The 16,211-nt window shown below is 74.5% G+C and carries 14 protein-coding genes and 1 riboswitch; of the genes, 4 read left to right on the forward strand and 10 right to left on the reverse strand.

Features of this window, described 5'->3' with window-relative positions:
• Window positions 1-35: 35 nt before the first annotated feature.
• Together ACIBPC_RS12025 and ACIBPC_RS12030 are read right to left on the reverse strand one after the other, a co-directional pair.
• Window positions 36-827 (reverse strand): acyltransferase family protein, encoded by a 792-nt coding sequence (locus tag ACIBPC_RS12025; RefSeq protein WP_398843401.1) that lies wholly within the window; start codon window positions 825-827, stop codon window positions 36-38.
• Window positions 828-1,506: 679 nt separating this feature from the next.
• A complete protein-coding gene (locus tag ACIBPC_RS12030) occupies window positions 1,507-2,838 on the reverse strand; it encodes an aminotransferase class I/II-fold pyridoxal phosphate-dependent enzyme (RefSeq protein ID WP_398843403.1) in 1,332 nt (443 codons plus the stop codon).
• Between the two features lie 28 nt (window positions 2,839-2,866).
• Between ACIBPC_RS12030 and ACIBPC_RS12035 the strand changes: the two genes are divergently transcribed.
• Both ACIBPC_RS12035 and ACIBPC_RS12040 read left to right on the forward strand, forming a co-directional pair.
• Window positions 2,867-3,595, forward strand: coding sequence for a pyridoxamine 5'-phosphate oxidase family protein (locus tag ACIBPC_RS12035; RefSeq protein WP_398843405.1), 729 nt, complete (start codon window positions 2,867-2,869; stop codon window positions 3,593-3,595).
• Window positions 3,596-3,825: 230 nt separating this feature from the next.
• Window positions 3,826-4,515, forward strand: a complete 690-nt coding sequence (locus ACIBPC_RS12040; protein ID WP_362958979.1) for a DUF4232 domain-containing protein — start codon at window positions 3,826-3,828, stop codon at window positions 4,513-4,515.
• A gap of 99 nt (window positions 4,516-4,614) precedes the next feature.
• Here the strand turns inward: ACIBPC_RS12040 and ACIBPC_RS12045 are convergent, their stop codons facing one another.
• Together ACIBPC_RS12045 and ACIBPC_RS12050 are read right to left on the reverse strand one after the other, a co-directional pair.
• Window positions 4,615-5,424, reverse strand: a complete 810-nt coding sequence (locus ACIBPC_RS12045) for a CPBP family intramembrane glutamic endopeptidase (RefSeq protein ID WP_398844343.1) — start codon at window positions 5,422-5,424, stop codon at window positions 4,615-4,617.
• A gap of 94 nt (window positions 5,425-5,518) precedes the next feature.
• Window positions 5,519-6,997 carry a glutamate--cysteine ligase gene (locus ACIBPC_RS12050; RefSeq protein WP_398843408.1) on the reverse strand — a complete coding sequence of 493 codons (1,479 nt, stop codon included), beginning with the start codon at window positions 6,995-6,997 and terminating at the stop codon, window positions 5,519-5,521.
• Between the two features lie 269 nt (window positions 6,998-7,266).
• Here ACIBPC_RS12050 and ACIBPC_RS12055 point away from each other — a divergent pair, with 269 nt between their 5' ends.
• A complete protein-coding gene (locus tag ACIBPC_RS12055; protein ID WP_362958974.1) occupies window positions 7,267-7,836 on the forward strand; it encodes a hypothetical protein in 570 nt (189 codons plus the stop codon).
• A gap of 56 nt (window positions 7,837-7,892) precedes the next feature.
• Here the strand turns inward: ACIBPC_RS12055 and gcvP are convergent, their stop codons facing one another.
• The gene (gene gcvP, locus ACIBPC_RS12060) at window positions 7,893-10,811 is read right to left on the reverse strand and encodes an aminomethyl-transferring glycine dehydrogenase (RefSeq protein ID WP_398843410.1); all 2,919 of its coding nucleotides are present in this window, start codon (window positions 10,809-10,811) and stop codon (window positions 7,893-7,895) included.
• 193 nt (window positions 10,812-11,004) lie between these two features.
• Window positions 11,005-11,102, reverse strand: a riboswitch (glycine riboswitch).
• Between the two features lie 137 nt (window positions 11,103-11,239).
• Between gcvP and ACIBPC_RS12065 the strand changes: the two genes are divergently transcribed.
• The gene (locus ACIBPC_RS12065; protein WP_398843412.1) at window positions 11,240-11,635 is read left to right on the forward strand and encodes a PRC-barrel domain-containing protein; all 396 of its coding nucleotides are present in this window, start codon (window positions 11,240-11,242) and stop codon (window positions 11,633-11,635) included.
• Here the strand turns inward: ACIBPC_RS12065 and ACIBPC_RS12070 are convergent.
• The 5 genes from ACIBPC_RS12070 to ACIBPC_RS12090 form a co-directional block, all read right to left on the reverse strand.
• The gene (locus ACIBPC_RS12070) at window positions 11,533-12,999 is read right to left on the reverse strand and encodes a DNA polymerase IV (RefSeq protein ID WP_398843414.1); all 1,467 of its coding nucleotides are present in this window, start codon (window positions 12,997-12,999) and stop codon (window positions 11,533-11,535) included. The genes ACIBPC_RS12065 and ACIBPC_RS12070 overlap by 103 nt on opposite strands.
• A 66-nt stretch (window positions 13,000-13,065) precedes the next feature.
• Window positions 13,066-13,665: a MerR family transcriptional regulator gene (locus tag ACIBPC_RS12075; RefSeq protein WP_398843417.1), complete on the reverse strand. Its 600-nt coding sequence runs from the start codon at window positions 13,663-13,665 to the stop codon at window positions 13,066-13,068.
• A gap of 145 nt (window positions 13,666-13,810) precedes the next feature.
• A complete protein-coding gene (locus ACIBPC_RS12080; protein ID WP_362958962.1) occupies window positions 13,811-14,284 on the reverse strand; it encodes a bifunctional nuclease family protein in 474 nt (157 codons plus the stop codon).
• 81 nt (window positions 14,285-14,365) lie between these two features.
• On the reverse strand, window positions 14,366-15,076 hold the full coding sequence (locus ACIBPC_RS12085) for an FHA domain-containing protein (protein WP_362958959.1): 711 nt from the start codon (window positions 15,074-15,076) through the stop codon (window positions 14,366-14,368).
• Window positions 15,077-15,232: 156 nt separating this feature from the next.
• Window positions 15,233-16,207 (reverse strand): DUF881 domain-containing protein, encoded by a 975-nt coding sequence (locus ACIBPC_RS12090; RefSeq protein ID WP_398843420.1) that lies wholly within the window; start codon window positions 16,205-16,207, stop codon window positions 15,233-15,235.
• Window positions 16,208-16,211 lie beyond the last annotated feature (4 nt).

Here is a 16,211-nt window from a genome sequence, read left to right on the forward strand (position 1 = left end):
CGGGTCGGGAGACAACCTGCCGGGAGCCCCGCCGGTCACCGGCGGGGGTTCCGGGCCGACGGCGCCGCGTCGTTGCTGATCGTCCGATGTCGAGTGGTCGCCCCGGCGGCGGGGCGTGCGCGTCCGGGCTGGACGAAGGGCCTGGTCAGGCGCCGGATGCCGGGTGAGGCGCAGGCGACGGAGATGGCACAGGCCACCAGTACCGGCGTGGCTTGCTCGGGGACCGTGTCGATCCAGGCGAACGCGTCGGCGGCGTTCAGCGGGCGCAGTAGGAGGGGGTTGAGAAGATAGATGTACAGCCCTCCGGAAGCCAGGTAGGTGATGAGAGGGAGGCGGTGGGCGGGGGCGAGGCGGATGACGCTGAGCGCTGTGGCCATGCCGCCGAGCAGGATCACGCAGCGGACCGTCCAGGCCCACGGAAGGTCCAGGGGCAGACCGATGGCGCCGTACGTCTCGCGGGGCGACAGCGTGTCCCGGTCGTCGTGGTCCTTGACGAGCCAAGCGGTCACGCAGGTGATGCCCAGGACCGCCGTTGCCGCGGTCCGGCTGCGCGCACCCCGCGGCCAGGGGTCGAGCGCGCCCTGACGCAGTTTCCAGCCGAGCAGGAAGAGGGGCAGCAGAGCGACCGCCCGCGACAGGGCGAACGGCAGCGGGTCGAGCGGAAGGTAGCCGGCGACCAGCGCCACCACGATGGAGGTGGCCAGCGGGTACCGCAGCCGGGCCAGGCGGGGCAGCGCCACCCGCCACAGGAAGAGTGCCTGGAGGAGCCAGAGCGTCCAGGCCGGGCCGTGGATCGGCTCCGACCAGTCCTGCGGGCTGCCGGACATCAGTTGGATCTGCACGACGGCGCGCAGTTGCAGGGCCAGGCAGGGGACGAGGAACTGGGTGGCCAGGCGGCGCAGTCCGTGACGGGTGAGGGGTGCCGTCTGCTGAAGTACCCGGCCGGGAGGGCGAAGAGCGGGACCCGCATGGCCCAGGTGACCAGGTACAGCCAGAACAGTCCGTCACGGTCGTCGAGCGACTCCGTCAGGTGTGTCAGATTGACCAGCGTTCCGGCGAAGTACCGGAGATTGTCCCAGCGCGGTGCGCGCTCCGTAACGGCCTTCGGCCGTGTATCGGCCTTGCCCTTCAGGTCATGCGCGCGTCAACGCATAGGTGCGGTGAGTACGCGGCGGAGCGTGGTGTCGCCCCGCCGCGGTAAGGGTGGGAAGGGCACAGCCGACGGGTGAACGCGTCGGCCCACGGCCAGGGGGCGGCACGTCGGGGTCCGGCGGGTGGTGGCAGTGCCTGCAACCGGTGTGAGGGCCAGCCACCCGGTTCCTCGACGCGCCGGCCTGAGGTGGGGCCGCGTCGGCGGAGCGGGAGTCGGGGTGTGACCCGTCCCTGTGACGAGCGCGAGATGATGAACCGGCGCGCATCGCGGTCGTCCCCACCGGGAACGACGAACCGGGCTCCGTCTGCGGTACTACCCGGCTCCCTCGCGCGAGGGAGCCGCGCGGCGCGGGTTCAGCCCCAGCGCGTGGCGGCCGGTGCGTGTGCGGTGCCGATTGCCGTGGTGATCGCGTCGGCGAGGGGGGTGATGTCGTCCTCCCGCAGTGTCGAGACCGTCAGGCGGATGCCGGGCGGTGCGTCCAGGCGGAAACGTGCGCCCGGTGCGGGGACCCAGCCCGCCTGGGACAGCGCCGCTACGGCCGCCGTCTCGTCGGGTACGGGCACCCACACGTTCATCCCGCTGCGGCCGGTGGCGTCCACGCCGCGTTCCGCGAGGGCGGCGAGGAGTGCCTCGCGGCGGGCGTCGTACGAGCGGGCGGCGGCGGACGGGCTGTCCTCCCACAGCCGCTCCACCGCGTCCTGCAGCAGGTGGCTGACCCAGCCGGGGCCGAGGCGCTGCCTGCCGCGCACCCGGTCGACCGTCACGCCGTCGCCCGTCCAGACCGCGAGCCGCAGGTCCGGGCCGTACGCCTTGGCGGTGGAGCGGACGAACGCCCAGCGGTGGCTGTGGCCCGCCAGGGAGTGCAGCGGCTGGTCGACGATGCCGTGGCCGTGGTCGTCCTCGATCACGAGGGTGTCGGGGTGGTCGGCGAGCACGGCGCGCAACTCCCCGGCGCGCGCGGCGGAGACGGCGGCGCCCGTCGGGTTCTGGGCGCGCGTGGTGACGATGAGGGCGCGCGCGCCGCCCGCGAGCGCCTGGGCGGCGCGCTCGGGCAGGGGCCCGTCGTCGTCCACGGCGACCGGGACGGGGCGCAGGCCGAGGGCGGGCACGAGGTCGAGGAGGCTGCCCCAGCCCGGGTCCTCGACGGCGACGGCGTCCCCCGGCCTGAGCCAGGCGGCGAGGACGCGTTCCACGCAGTCGAGGGTCCCCGAGGTGACGGCCACCGGCCCGGCGGGCACGCCCTCGCGGTCGAACGCGGCCCGCGCGGCGCGGGCGAGGCCGGGTGAGACCGGCGGGGTGCCGTACCACGCCGGGGAGCGCCCGGCGCGTTCCGCCGCCGCCGCGAGCGCCGGGCCGAGCGGGGGCAGGAGGGCGCGGTCGGGGTTGCCGTCCGAGAGGTCGCGGGCGCCGGGCGGGACGGGGGCGCGTACGGCGTCCCGCGGTGTGGAGGCCGGGCGGGCACGCACGCGGCTGCCGCGGCGGCCACCCGTCTCGATGACGCCCCGGTCGCGGAGGAGCCGGTAGGCGGCGGCGACGGTGTTGGGGTTCACGCCGAGCCGGGCGGCGAGGTCGCGCAGGGGCGGGAGCGGCAGTCCCGGGCCGAGGGCGCCGTCGGCCACGCCCCGTTCGACGCTGGCCGCGATATCGGCGGCGCCGCGCCCCTCGATCGTATATTCTCCTGACACAAAGCACAGTATGCACTAGTTCAAAGCCGTGTGCCAAGCGGTCAGGAAGGAACGTCCGGTGCCCGAAACCGACAGCTACTCCCCCACTCCCCGCACCACGCCCACCCGGGGGCGCGAACGGGCCTCCTACGACCGCGCGCTGGTGCACTCCATCCTGGACGAGGGCTACCTCTGCCATCTCGGCTTCGTCCGCGACGGCGCGCCCGTCGTCCTCCCGACCCTGTACGCGCGGGTCGGCGAGCGCCTCTACCTGCACGGCTCCACCGGCCAGCGCCCCGCCCGCGCCGCCGCCTCCGCCCCCGACGGCCTGCCGGTGTGCGTGACGGTGACGCACGTCGACGGCATCGTCCTCGCCAAGTCCGCGTTCCACCACTCGATGAACTACCGCTCGGTCGTCGTGCACGGCACCGCGACGCCCGTGACGGACCCGGAGGAACGCGCCCTCGGCTTCGACGCCACCGTCGACCAGGTCGTCCCGGGCAGGGCCGCCGACTGCCGCCCGGGGAACCGCAGGGAACTGGCCGCCACGGCGCTGCTCGCCCTCGACCTCGCCGAGGTCTCCGCGAAGGTCCGCACCGGCGGCCCGAACGAGGACCCGGCGGACGCCGCTCTCCCCTACTGGAACGGGGTCCTGCCGGTCCGCACGGTCTACGGCCCGCCGCTCGCGGCCGGCGACCCCCGCATAACCGGGGCGAACGGGGACACCGCCGGGGACGCGGGAGCCCCCGCGTACCTCACGGCGTACGCCAGGCGCTGACCCGGCGGCCCCCCGCACCGGCGATGTCGCGCCTTCCGTGCGTCCGGTGGCCCCGGGCAGGGCAGCAGGAAGACATGCGCGAAAGCGGACGGCCCGCCGGCCGCGACGACCCCGCGGCCGGCACCGGGCGGACGGCGGCGGTGGAACCACGTGTTCCGCCACGACGTCACATCCGCGAGCAGCACGGAGCGACCCTCCGCGCCATCGGTTCCCCCACGAGAAGGACCATCATGGCTGTTCATCACCGGCGTCCCGCCGCACTCACCACGCTCGCCGCCCTCGCCGTGCTCGCCGCGGCCGGATGCGCCGAGGACCCCGCCGAATCGTCCGCCGCCGGGGACCCCCCGGCCTCCTCGGAGAGCCAGGACGCCTCCCCCACGACACCGCCGGACACCGGGGACGACGCCCCCTCCGCCGACTCGGGCGGCGCGGGCGAGGAGGCCGGCGGCGCGCCCGACGAGGGAACGGAGACCGGCGCCGCCTCGGACGACTGGTGCACGACCGACGCGCTGTCGGCGGAGATCACCGGTCTCGACTCGGGCGCGGGCCAGCGCTACGCCGCGCTCGTCCTCACCAACACCTCGGACACGGCCTGCCGCACGGAGGGCTGGCCCGGCCTCCAGCTCACGACCGAGGACGGCGAGCCCCTCCCCACCAACACCGTGCGCGACGACTCGGAGGAGGCTGCGCAGATCACCGTGGAGCCGGGTGCCAGCGCGTGGGCCCAGCTGCACTGGACCGTCGTCCCGGGCGAGGACGACCCGGCGGACGGCTCCTGCGGGCCCGATCCGGCCGGGGTGCAGGTCATCCCGCCGGACGAGTACGACCCGACGGACGCCGCCTGGGACCTCGGCGCGGTCTGCGGCGGGGGCACCATCGAGGCGCTGCCGCTCGCCGAGGGCGCAGGGCCCGCCGCCTGACACGGCCCCGCGCACGCGCGCGGGCCGCCCTGACCCGCTGGACCCGGGCCACGCCGCCCGGCACCACCAGCGGGTCGGCGGCCCGGGGCCGGGCGCGGCTCAGGCGGTCGGCAGCCAGCTCACATGGCCGGCCAGCAGCCCGTACCCGACGAAGGCCACGATGTCGATCAGCGCGTGCGCGACGACCAGCGGCATCACGCGTCCCCAGCGCCGGTAGAGCCAGACGAAGATGACGCCCATCGCCACGTTCCCGAAGAAACCGCCGACGCCCTGGTAGAGGTGGTACGAGCCGCGCAGCACCGAGCTGGCCACCAGGGCCGCCACGGGCGACCACCCGAGCTGCTGGAGGCGCCGCAGCAGGTAGCCGACGACGATGACCTCCTCCAGCACCGAGTTCTGCACCGCGGAGGCGATGAGGACCGGGTACTTCCACCACTCGTCCGGCAGGGACTCCGGCACCACGGTGAGGCTGGCCCCGGCGGCGTGCGCGCCGAGGTAGAGCAGCAGGCCGCTGCCGCCGATGCCCGCCGCGACGAGCGCGCCCCACCCGAGGTCGAAGCCGGGCCGCCGCAGGTCGAAGCCGATGCCCCGCAGCCCCGGGCCGCTGTACGCGCCGCCGCGCTCGCGCAGCAGCAGGTGGGCGACGAGCGCGACAGGCACGAGCGCGGTGCTGATGCCGAACAGCTGCCACGCCAGGTCGAGCCACGGCCGGTCGGGCGCCCGGGACCCGTTGAGCGTCGCCGCGTGGTCGCTCAGGCCGCCCGGCCTGGTGAGGACCCCGGTGAACGAGATGATCGCGCTGATGCCGCTCGCGCCGAGCGACAGGGCGAGCACGAGCAGCAGTTCGTGGCGCAGCACGCGCCGCGGCACCCGCGGCGCCGTGTCCGGCGCTCCGGTGTCCCGCGCCACCGCGTCCCGTGGGGGCGTGGTCGAGCCCACTCCGTCTCCCGTCCGCACGCGCCGGGCCGCCGGTCCGTGCGCGGGCCCGGCGCGTGCGGCGGGGTCAGTCGCCGGTCGGCCAGGTGTGCACGGGGGCGTCCGTACGCGACAGTTCGCAGTACCGGCGTACGAGCCCGCGCAGCGCGCTCGTACGGTCCGCTCCGTCCGCCACCAAGCGGTGGTACACGGCAGTCTGCCAGCCCGCGCCGGTGACGCGGCGGCGGCACCGTTCCCCGATGATGCCCAGGTAGTGCTCGCGGTCGGACGCGGCGACGCCCGCGGCGGCGAGGCCCTGGTCGGCGAGCGGCAGCAGGCGCTCGGGGATCAGCTCGTACGCCGGGCGGTTGCCCTCGCCCGGCCAGGTCAGGAGCGCCTCGACGCCGTTGCGGCAGGCCTCGTCGAAGTTGCGCTCCGCGTCGGCGAACGCGAGCCGGGTCCACACGGGGTCGGGGTCGTCGGCGAGGGCCCTGACGAGGCCGTGGAAGAACGCGGCGTTGGCGACCGTGTCGGTGACGGTGGGGCCGGTGGAGAGGATGCGGTTCTCGACGCGGAGGTGGGGGACGCCGTCGGCGATGTCGTAGACCGGGCGGTTCCAGCGGTAGACGCTGCCGTTGTGGAGGCACAGCTCGGTCAGCTCGGGGATGCCGCCGGAGTCGAGGACGGCGAGGGGGTCCTCGTCCGAGCAGACGGGCAGCAGCGCCGGGAAGTAGCGGACGTTCTCCTCGAACAGGTCGGCGGCCGAGGTGATCCAGCGCTCGCCGAACCAGGTGCGCGGGCGCACGCCCTGCGCGGCCAGCTCGGGCGGGCGGCTGTCGGTGGCCTGGCTGAAAAGCATCGGCCTGGTCTCGTGCCACAGCTCCTGGCCGAAGACGAACGGGGCGTTGGCGCCGACGGCGATCTGCGGGCCGGCGATGGCCTGGGCGGCGTTCCAGACGGCCGCGAACCGGTCGGGCGTCACCTGGGTGTGGAACTGCACCGAGGTGCAGGCGGCCTCCGGCGCGATGGACTCGAAGGACCGGTCGAGCGTCTCCGCGCCGCTGATGGCCAGGGTGATGGCCTCGCCGCGCAGCGCGAGGATCTGGTCGTTGAGCAGGGTGTAGCGGCCCTCGGGCGAGAGGGTGCCGGGGCCGACCTGCTCGGGTTCGATCGTCGGCAGCACGCCGGTCAGGACGAGCTGGGCGCCGAATTCGCCGCCCGTGCGGTCCGCGTATCCCACGGCGACACGGAGCTCTTCGGCCATATCGTCGAAGACCCGGCCGGAGAGCCGGTGGGGTGGCATATTGAGTTCGATCGTGAATTTACCCAGTTCGCTCTGGAAATCCTGGGTGGCCATTCGCGCGAGGAGGTCCTTGTTCACCATCCGCGGCGCCCCGTCCGAATCGGCGAGGCACAACTCCATCTCCAGGCCGATCAGATCGCGCGGCCCCTCGAAGCGCTCCTCGCGCAGCATGCGGTCCAGCGCGTCGAGACACTCGCGCAACCGCGCGCGGAACCGCTGCCGGGCGGTCAGGTCGAACCGGTCGGCCACGACTTCTGCCCCCATGGGACACCTCCTGCGTCGAACAGTGCTCCGATACTGCCCCCGTCCCGCGAGACCTAACGTGTCCCGTCGGGCCCCGGGCACCGCACACCGGCATATTCCACTGGAATACGCGCCCCTCGCGCCCCCCGCTCCGGCGTCCTGTTTTGTTCTTGCCGAAACATCACGGGTCGGCTACTGGAAACATGAAGAGAACACCCGGCGGATAACATTCCCCTACGGCGTGTCTCCTATTAAGAGGCGACCTACTCCAAAGCGAGAGGCGACCCATCATGCCCTTGAACATTCCCCCGGTACCCGCCGGAGCGGAGGCCAGCGTCCTGGACGCCCTCCGCGAGCCCACCGTGTGGCTCCCGCTCCCGCTGCAGCGCCACCGTGAGTCGCTGCGGCTCGTGTGCCCCCTGCCCGTGCACGAGCTGGCCCCCGTCACCGGCCTGACCGTGCCCCCGCGCTCCCGGCTCGCCGGGTGGCGCTTCCTCCTCGACCGCGACGGCGTGACCGTGGGCGGAGCCCAGACCGATCTCACCGCGAGCGGCTGGGAGTTCTCCCACTTCTCCGCCGGACCGTTCATCGCCTCGACGGCACGTGCCGTGGCGCTGGCGGAGTCGATGGCGACTCCGTTCCAGCCGCGGCTGCTGTCCGTCCCCGAGCTGTACATGGTCACGCTGTGGCTGCACGCGGACCCGGCCGCCGACCCGGCGTCGGGCAGCCCCGAGCCGCAGGACCTGCTGGTGCCGCTGGCGCCGGCGCCGCCCGGCATCGCCGCCGAGCGCCCGGCGCGCACCGACGCGCTGCTGCCGCTCGTGACGAGCCGCCTGGCGCCGCTCGGCCTGGCGAGCTGACCGGACCGGGGCGTGCGCGGACGACCGTCGGCCCGCGTACGCCCCGGTGCCGGGCGTCAGCCCGCGTAGTCCTCGATCGGCGGGCAGGAGCAGACCAGGTTGCGGTCCCCGAAGGCGCCGTCGATGCGCCGGACCGGCGGCCAGTACTTGTCGTGACCCGTGCCGTGCCCGGCGCCGAGCCCCGCGCCGCCCGGGTAGACGGCCTCCCGCCGCGTGTACGGGTGCGGCCAGTCCCCGGCGGTCTGCTCGGCGGTGTGCGGGGCGTTGCGCAGCGGGTTGTCGTCGCGCGGCCACTCCCCCGAGGCGACGCGGTCGATCTCCCCGCGGATGGCGATCATCGCCTCGCAGAACCGGTCGATTTCCGCCAGGTCCTCGCTCTCGGTCGGCTCGATCATCAGCGTCCCGGCGACCGGGAAGGACATCGTCGGCGCGTGGAACCCGTAGTCGATCAGGCGCTTCGCCACGTCGTCGATGGTCACGCCGGTGGCCTTGGTGAGCGGCCGGACGTCGATGATGCACTCGTGGGCGACCAGCCCGCCCGGCCCGGTGTACAGGACCGGGTAGTGCGGCTCCAGGCGCTTGGCGACGTAGTTGGCGGCGAGCACGGCGGACTGCGTGGCGCGGCGCAGGCCCTCGGCGCCCATCAGCCGCACGTACGCCCAGGAGATCGGGAGGATTCCGGCGGAGCCCCAGGGCGCGGCCGAGACCGGGCCGGTGCCGCCGCCCTCCGGGCCCGCCGCGGGCTGGAGCGGGTGTCCCGGCAGGTACGGCGCGAGGTGCTCGCGGACGGCGACCGGGCCGACGCCGGGGCCGCCGCCGCCGTGCGGGATGCAGAAGGTCTTGTGCAGGTTGAGGTGCGAGACGTCGGCGCCGAAGCGGCCCGGCCTGGCGAGTCCGACGAGCGCGTTGAGGTTGGCGCCGTCCACGTAGACCTGGCCGCCCGCGTCGTGCACGGCCGCGCAGATGGTGGTGATGTCCTCCTCGAACACGCCGTGCGTGGACGGGTAGGTGACCATGAGGACGGCCAGTTCGTCGCGGTGCCGCTCGATCTTGGCGCGCAGGTCGTCCGCGTCCACGTCGCCGTTCTCGCCGGTGGCGACGACCACGACCCGCATGCCCGCCATCACGGCGCTGGCGGCGTTCGTGCCGTGCGCGGAGGACGGGATCAGGCAGACGGTGCGCTCCGGCTGCCCGTTCGCGCGGTGGTGGGCGCGGACGGCGAGGAGCCCGGCCAGCTCGCCCTGCGAACCGGCGTTGGGCTGGAGGGAGACGGCGGCGTAGCCGGTGATCTCGGCGAGCGTGTCCTCCAGTTCGCGGATCAGCGTCAGGTAGCCCTCGGCCTGCTCGGCGGGGGCGAACGGGTGGAGGTCCGCGAACTCGGGCCAGGTGACGGCCGCCATCTCCGCCGTCGCGTTGAGCTTCATCGTGCAGGAGCCCAGCGGGATCATGCCGCGGTCGAGCGCGTAGTCGCGGTCCGCGAGGCGCCGCAGGTAGCGCAGCATGGCCGTCTCGGAGCGGTGGCGGTGGAAGACGGGGTGGGTCAGGTACGCGTCGGCGCGCAGCAGTCCGGCGGGCAGCGCGTCGTCGGTGCGGGCGTCGAGCACGTCGATGGCGCCGCCGTCCGCCGGGACGCCGAACGCCGCCCAGACGGCGGCGAGATCGGCGCGGCGGGTCGTCTCGTCGCAGCTGATGCCGACGTGGTCGGCGTCCGTGAGGCGGAGGTTGACGCCCGCCTCGCGCGCCGCCGCGACGACCTCGGCGGCGCGGCCCGGCACCCGGGCGGTGACCGTGTCGAAGTACCGCTCGTGGACGGTCTCCACGCCGCCGTCGCGCAGCCCGGCGGCGAGCAGGGCGGCATACCTGTGGGTGCGGCGGGCGATGGCGGCGAGGCCTTCGGGGCCGTGGTGGACGGCGTACATGCCGGCCATCACGGCGAGCAGGACCTGCGCCGTGCAGATGTTGCTGGTGGCCTTCTCGCGGCGGATGTGCTGCTCGCGGGTCTGGAGGGCCAGGCGGTACGCCGGGTCGCCCGCCGCGTCGCGCGAGACGCCGACGAGACGTCCTGGGAGGCTGCGCGCGTACGCCTCGCGGACCGCCATGAACCCGGCGTGCGGGCCGCCGAAGCCCATCGGCACGCCGAACCGCTGGCTGGAGCCGACCGCGATGTCCGCGCCGAGTTCGCCGGGCGACGCCAGCAGGGTGAGGGCGAGCAGGTCGGCGGCGACGGTCACGACGGCGCCGAGCGCGTGCGCCGCCTCGATGACGGGCCGCGGGTCGCGCACCGCGCCGGAGGCGCCGGGGTACTGGAGGAGGACGCCGAAGACGCCGCGCTCGGCGGCCTCCGCCGGGATGCCGTCGGACAGGTCGGCGACGACGACCTCGACACCGGTGGGCTCGGCGCGGGTGGTGACGACGGCGACGGTCTGCGGCAGGCAGTCGGCGTCCACGAGGAACACGCCGTCCTTCACCTTGCCCACGCGGCGCGACAGGGCCATCGCCTCGGCCGCGGCCGTGGCCTCGTCGAGCAGCGAGGCGCCGGCGGTGGGCAGGCCCGTGAGGTCGGAGACGACCGTCTGAAACGTGAGGAGCGCTTCGAGGCGGCCCTGGGAGATCTCGGGCTGGTAGGGCGTGTAGGCCGTGTACCAGGCGGGGTTCTCCATGACGTTGCGCAGGATGACCGGCGGCGTGAACGTGCCGTGGTAGCCGAGCCCGATCATGGAGCGGGCGACCGTGTTGCGGGCGGCGAGGGAGCGCAGTTCGGCGAGGACGGCGGCCTCGTCGCGGGCGTCGGGCAGGGCCAGCGCCTCGGTGGCGCGGATCGTCTCGGGGACCGCGGCGGCCGTGAGGTCGTCCAGGGAGCCGAAGCCGACCTGGGCGAGCATCTTGGCGTGGTCGCCCTCGCCGGGGCCGATGTGGCGGCCGGCGAACGGCGCGGCCTGTTCGAGAGCGGAGAGCGGGGTACGGCTGACGGTCATGTGTGGAGGCTCCTCACGGGGCACGGCGACCTCGGGGCACCGGGCGGCGCTGCCCGGCCTGCCTCCCCCTCTGTCATCCGGGTGCGGTCCGGACCTGAGAGCTTCACCGGGCGGTCGTGCGCCCGGCTTGCACCGTCGGTGAGGGCAGCCGGCCGGCTCGCGCCGGGTACGCCGTCCTGCTTTCCAGAGTGGTCTGACTCGTGCGGTACGTGGGCCTGAGAGATTCCGGGGAGGAGTTGCTCCTTCGGCGCCTGCCGTCCGGGGACGCCAGGGCTCTCCCGCACGAGGTCGTCAACCACTTCGAGCCTACCAGCGCCCCCCGCCGGGGCTACCGGGGGAACGCCCCGACTGGCCGCCCGGCCGGAAGTGACCTTTTGTTGGGGGTACAGGGCATCTGCCGGACCAGTGGCGATCAGTTGGAGGAACCCGTGCAGACCGACATCGACCCCCGCAGTCTGATCGGGCGCAAGGCCCTCGACCGCGACGGCACCAAGATCGGCACGGTGGACGAGGTCTACCTCGACGACGCCACCGGCGTGCCCGAGTGGGCGGCCGTGCGCACGGGGCTGTTCAGCCGGGACGCGTTCGTGCCGCTGGAGCCGAGCGAGCTGGTCGGCGGCGTCCTGCGCGTGCCGTACGAGCGCGCGCTCATCAAGGAGGCGCCGGACTTCGGCGTCGGCAGGCACCTGTCGCCCGAGCAGGAGCTGCAGCTGTACCACCACTACGGCCTCGACGTGCCGGGCGCGGCCCCGCCGCCGGACGCCGACTTCGGGCGGCTGGCACGTCCCGAGCCGCCGGCGGGCGACACCACCGGCGAGAGCTGACCCTGCACGAGCGGCAGGGGCTCCCCCGGGCTCAGCGCCGGGTCGTCCACCGGGAACGTGCGCACCCGGCCCGGCGGCGTGTCCGGCCGCTCGAAGCGCACGGTCACCCGGCCCACGCCGCTGCCCTGCACCCAGCCGGGACCGTGCTCGGCATGGCGGACGTCCTGCCCCGGCAGCCAGCGCCGCTCGCGGGGCGTCCCCGCCTCGCCCGGCGGCCCCGCCGCGGCACCGTCCCGCGGCACTCCCTCGGGCGGCGCCCACACGGCCGCCGCGTCACCGCCGTCCGGCGCCCGCACCGCCTGGGCGAACAGGTCCTCCTGCGTGAACCCGGCGAGCCCCGTGACCCCCACCCCCAGCAGCCGCACGCCCTCGGTCGTGTCCACGCCCTCCAGCAGCCGCGCGGCCGCCTCACGCACCACGGCGGGGTCGTCGGTCGGGCCCCTGAGCGTCTCGGAGCGGGTGAGGGTCGTGAAGTCGTAGCGCCGCACCTTGAGCACGACCGTGCGGCCCGAACGCCCCGCCGCGCGCAGCCGCTCCACACACCGGCCGACGAGGCGCGCCACCTCGTACCGCACCTGGGCACGGTCGGTGACGTCGGTGTCGAAGGTGTCCTCGACCGAGACGGACTTGGCGTCGCGCTCCGCGACCACGGGGCGGTCGTCCCTGCCGCGGGCCATGGCGAAGAGCCCGTGCCCGTGCGCCTTGCCGAGCAGCCGCAGCAGTTCCGCCTCGCCCGCCTCCGCGGCCTCGCCGACCGTGTGCAGCCCGGCGCGGCGCAGCGTCTCGGCGGTCGCGGGGCCGACGCCCGGCAGGGTGCGGACGGGCATCGGGGCGAGCAGCTCCCGTTCGGTGCCCGGCTCGATGAGCAGCAGCCCGTCCGGCTTGGCCTGCTCGGAGGCGATCTTGGCGAGCATCTTGGACCCGGCGAGGCCGACCGAGCCGGTCAGCCCGGTGTGCGCCAGGATGCGGCCGCGCAGCTCCTCGCCCGCGGCGCGGGCCTCGGCGGCGGTGGCGGCCGTCCCGCCCGCCGCCAGGTCGACGAACGCCTCGTCCAGGCTCAGCGGCTCGACCAGCGGCGACAGCTCGCCGAGCAGCGCCATCACGCGCTCGCTGACGGCACGGTAGACGGCGAAGCGCGGGACGAGGAAGGCGGCGTTCGGCGTGAGGCGGCGTGCCTGGGCCGTCGGCATCGCCGAGTGGACGCCGGAGCGGCGCGCCTCGTACGACGCGGTGGCGACCACGCCGCGCGGCCCCAGGCCGCCCACCACGACCGGCTTGCCGCGCAGGCTCGGCTTGGCCGCCTGCTCCACCGAGGCGTAGAAGGCGTCCATGTCGAGATGGAGGATGGTCGGACTGCCGCGCACGTGTCCGATGGTGCCGCACGGGTCTGACATCCGGCGGGCGGGCGCACGGCGGGACGTGCGGCGGGGTCACAGCCCCCGGTTGCGGCGGCGGGCCAGTTCGTCCGCGGGGTGGTCGGCGGCGACCGTCTCGCCGGTGAGCGCGTGCTCGGCGTGCAGGCCCTCCAGGGCGCCCTGGACGTCCTGCCAGACGGCGCCGACCGCGATGCCGAAAACGCCCCGGCCGTCCTGGAGCAGCTCGGCGAGGTCGTCGGGCGAGGTGCAGCGGTAGACGGCCGCGCCGTCGCTCATCAGGGTCATGCCGGACAGTTCGGCCAGGTCGGTGGCGCACAGGGCGCGTACGGCCGTCCTGATGGACTGGAGCGAGACACCGGCGTCGAGCAGCCGCTTCACGATCTTGAGGACGACCACGTCCCGGAAGCTGTACAGCCGCTGGGTGCCGGAGCCGTGGGCGGGGCGCACGCTCGGCTGGACCAGGCCGGTGCGGGCCCAGTAGTCGAGCTGCCGGTAGGTGATCCCGGCGGCGGCGCAGGCGCTCGGACCGCGATAGCCGAGCGCGTCCGGGGTGGGCCGCCCCTGCGGCGCGGCCGACGGCAGCTGACCGTGCCGTGCCGGGCCGGGAAGGGCGGTCGCGCCCCCGACCGCTCTGCTGTCGCCGTTACCTGTCACGCCGGCCTCCGTTCCGCATGTCCTGTCCGCGCCCTCGTCGCTCACCGGCTGTCACGGCGGGCACGCGCGCGGCGTTCCTCACAAGACATGCCCCGTCGACGCTGGGCATCCACACCCGTCGTGCGGGTGATCCTCCCGCGCACCGCTACTGGCTGCTCCTGCCGAAGTCCTCGGGAGAGATCTGGTCGAGGAACTCGCGGAACCGTTCCACCTCGTCCTCCTGCTCGTCGGGGATGATGATCCCCGCGTCGTCGAGGACCGCGTCGCTGCCGTAGATGGGGCTGCCGACCCGCAGGGCGAGGGCTATGGCGTCGGACGGCCTGGCGCTGACCTCGACCCCGCTGGCGAACACCAGCTCCGCGTAGAAGACGCCGTCCCGCAGGTCGGTGATCCGCACGGAGCTGAGCTCCTGCCCGACGGCTTCCAGCACGTTCTTGAAGAGGTCGTGCGTCAGCGGCCGGGCAGGGGTCATCCCCTGCTGGGCGAACGCGATGGCGGTCGCCTCCCCCGGTCCGATCCAGATCGGGAGGTAGCGATCACCGCCGACTTCACGGAGTAGCACGATGGGCTGATTGTTGGGCATTTCCACCCGTACACCCACGACGTCGAGCTGATTCACACAGCAACCCTAGGCGGTGCCCGGGGCATTTGGATAGTCGAGCACCGCCACGCGGCCCCCGGCGTGCCCCGGGCGAGTCGGTCAGAACCCCTGCCTGCTGGCGAAGAAGACCAGCCGGTACTTGCCGATCTGGACCTCGTCACCGTTCGCGAGCACCGTCGAGTCGATGGGCTCGCGGTTGACGTAGGTGCCGTTGAGGCTGCCGACGTCACTGGCGGTGAACGTGCCGTCCTGCTCCCTGCGGAACTCCACGTGGCGGCGGGAGACCGTCACGTCGTCCAGGAAGATGTCGCACTGCGGGTGGCGCCCCGCGGTGGTCAGCTCGCCGTCCAGCAGGAAGCGGCTGCCCGAGTTCGGGCCGCGGCGCACGATCAGGAGCGCGGAGCCGGGCGGCAGCGCGTCCACGGCGGCCTGGGCCTCCGCGGAGAGCGCGGGGGCGGGGTGCTGGCCGGTGATCTCCGCCTCGTAGGCCTCCAGGCCGCTGATCGAGATCGTGGAGGTCGTCTCGGAGGAGCCTTCGAGGCCGGGGCGCAGCGGGTTGCCGCAGTTGGAGCAGAACCGGCTGGTCCCCGCGTTGCGGTGGCCGCAGCGCGAGCAGGTCTGGACGTCCGCGCCGGCACCGCCGGGGGCGCCTATCCCGGCGGGGGCGCCGACCTCGTCACGGAACAACGGCCGCCCCTGCTCGGCACCGGACGCCGACGCTGGCGTGTCGCCATGCTGGCGGGCGCGGGGCCGTGCGGCACTGTGCATGCCGCTCTGACGCCTGCCGAACAACCGAGCGAAAAAACTCACCAGCGATCCCCTCGCACCTAGCCCGTCCCACCGGCGGCGGGACGGTCCATTCTCTCTCACCGGCCGCCGCGGACGAACCGAGAACGTCCGCGGCCCCGTTCAGTTTCCCTTACACAGCGCCACCGGGGACGGGCAGCCCCCGGGTGGCCGGTCGGCTCACGGTGACGACTGAGCGTAGTCAGGCTGCTCCGCCCGCCGCAAGGCGTCCACCGTGATCCTCTCGGGCCGCTCAACGCTCACGGACGCCGAATCGTTCTCCAGGGACTGCACGACTCCTCCGGGGATGTTGAGCGCCGGCTCCAGATCCTGGGGCCGGCCGATGGCCCGGACGACGTACGGCGCGGAGACCGGCTCGCCGTCCAGCCGGACACCGCCGTTGCGGTCCGTGAACGCGGTCTCCGCGACGATCCTGACCTCGTTGATCTGGATGGCCTCGGCGCCCGCCGCGCGCAGTTCCTGCACCGCGTCGAGCAGCATATCGGCCCCGACGGCGCCCAGTGGATCACCGATGCGCAGCATGACGCCGGGTCCCTCGGCGGCGACGGTCCCGGCGAGGATGCCGAGGCGGCGTTCGCGCTCCTCGTTCTGGCGGCGCGCCTCCTCGGCCTGGTCGGAGCTGGTCTCCAGCTCGGTCCGCTGGGCCTCCAGCTGCCGCTTCTCGTCCTCCAGGCGCGCCGTGCGGTCGTCGAGGTCGCTGAGGATGCGCACGAGGTCCTCGGGGCGTGCGCCGCGCAGCGCGGTGTCGTCGCTGCCGGCCGCGCGGACCTGGATGGCGAGGCCGAGGCCGAGGACGAACAGGAGGGCGGCGGCGACGAGCTGGCCGCGTGTGGCGCGCGGGGGCCACAGGGCGGCGAGGAGGAGGCGGGCGCCCGTCGCGGCGGCGGGGTCGGGAGCCCCGGCGTCCGGCGGGCCGCCGTCCGGGTGAACCGGCTCGTCGGCGGGCGGCGCGTCGGCCGCGGGCTCGCGTTCGTCCGCCGCCTCGGGGGCCGCCGGGGCCTCGGGGGCCGGGGCCGCCGGGGTGGGCCGTTCGGGTTCGCCGGGCGGGCGGCGCGCGGCGGGCAGCCGGGCTGCTTCCGCCTCATCCTCCCGCTCGCGCGGTCCGGCCGGTCCTGGGCGTTCCGGTGAGGTCACCTGG

Origin of the sequence: Streptomyces sp. NPDC049879 (assembly GCF_044461265.1) — a bacterium.
Lineage (GTDB): Bacteria > Actinomycetota > Actinomycetes > Streptomycetales > Streptomycetaceae > Streptomyces.

Excerpts from the sequence above, each read along its gene's own strand:
- ACIBPC_RS12025 (WP_398843401.1), bottom strand. The coding sequence starts at position 827 with ATGTCCGGCAGCCCGCAGGACTGGTCGGAGCCGATCCACGGCCCGGCC.
- ACIBPC_RS12040 (WP_362958979.1), top strand. The coding sequence starts at position 3,826 with ATGGCTGTTCATCACCGGCGTCCCGCCGCACTCACCACGCTCGCCGCC.
- ACIBPC_RS12050 (WP_398843408.1), bottom strand. The coding sequence starts at position 6,997 with ATGGGGGCAGAAGTCGTGGCCGACCGGTTCGACCTGACCGCCCGGCAG.
- ACIBPC_RS12055 (WP_362958974.1), top strand. The coding sequence starts at position 7,267 with ATGCCCTTGAACATTCCCCCGGTACCCGCCGGAGCGGAGGCCAGCGTC.
- gcvP (WP_398843410.1), bottom strand. The coding sequence starts at position 10,811 with ATGACCGTCAGCCGTACCCCGCTCTCCGCTCTCGAACAGGCCGCGCCG.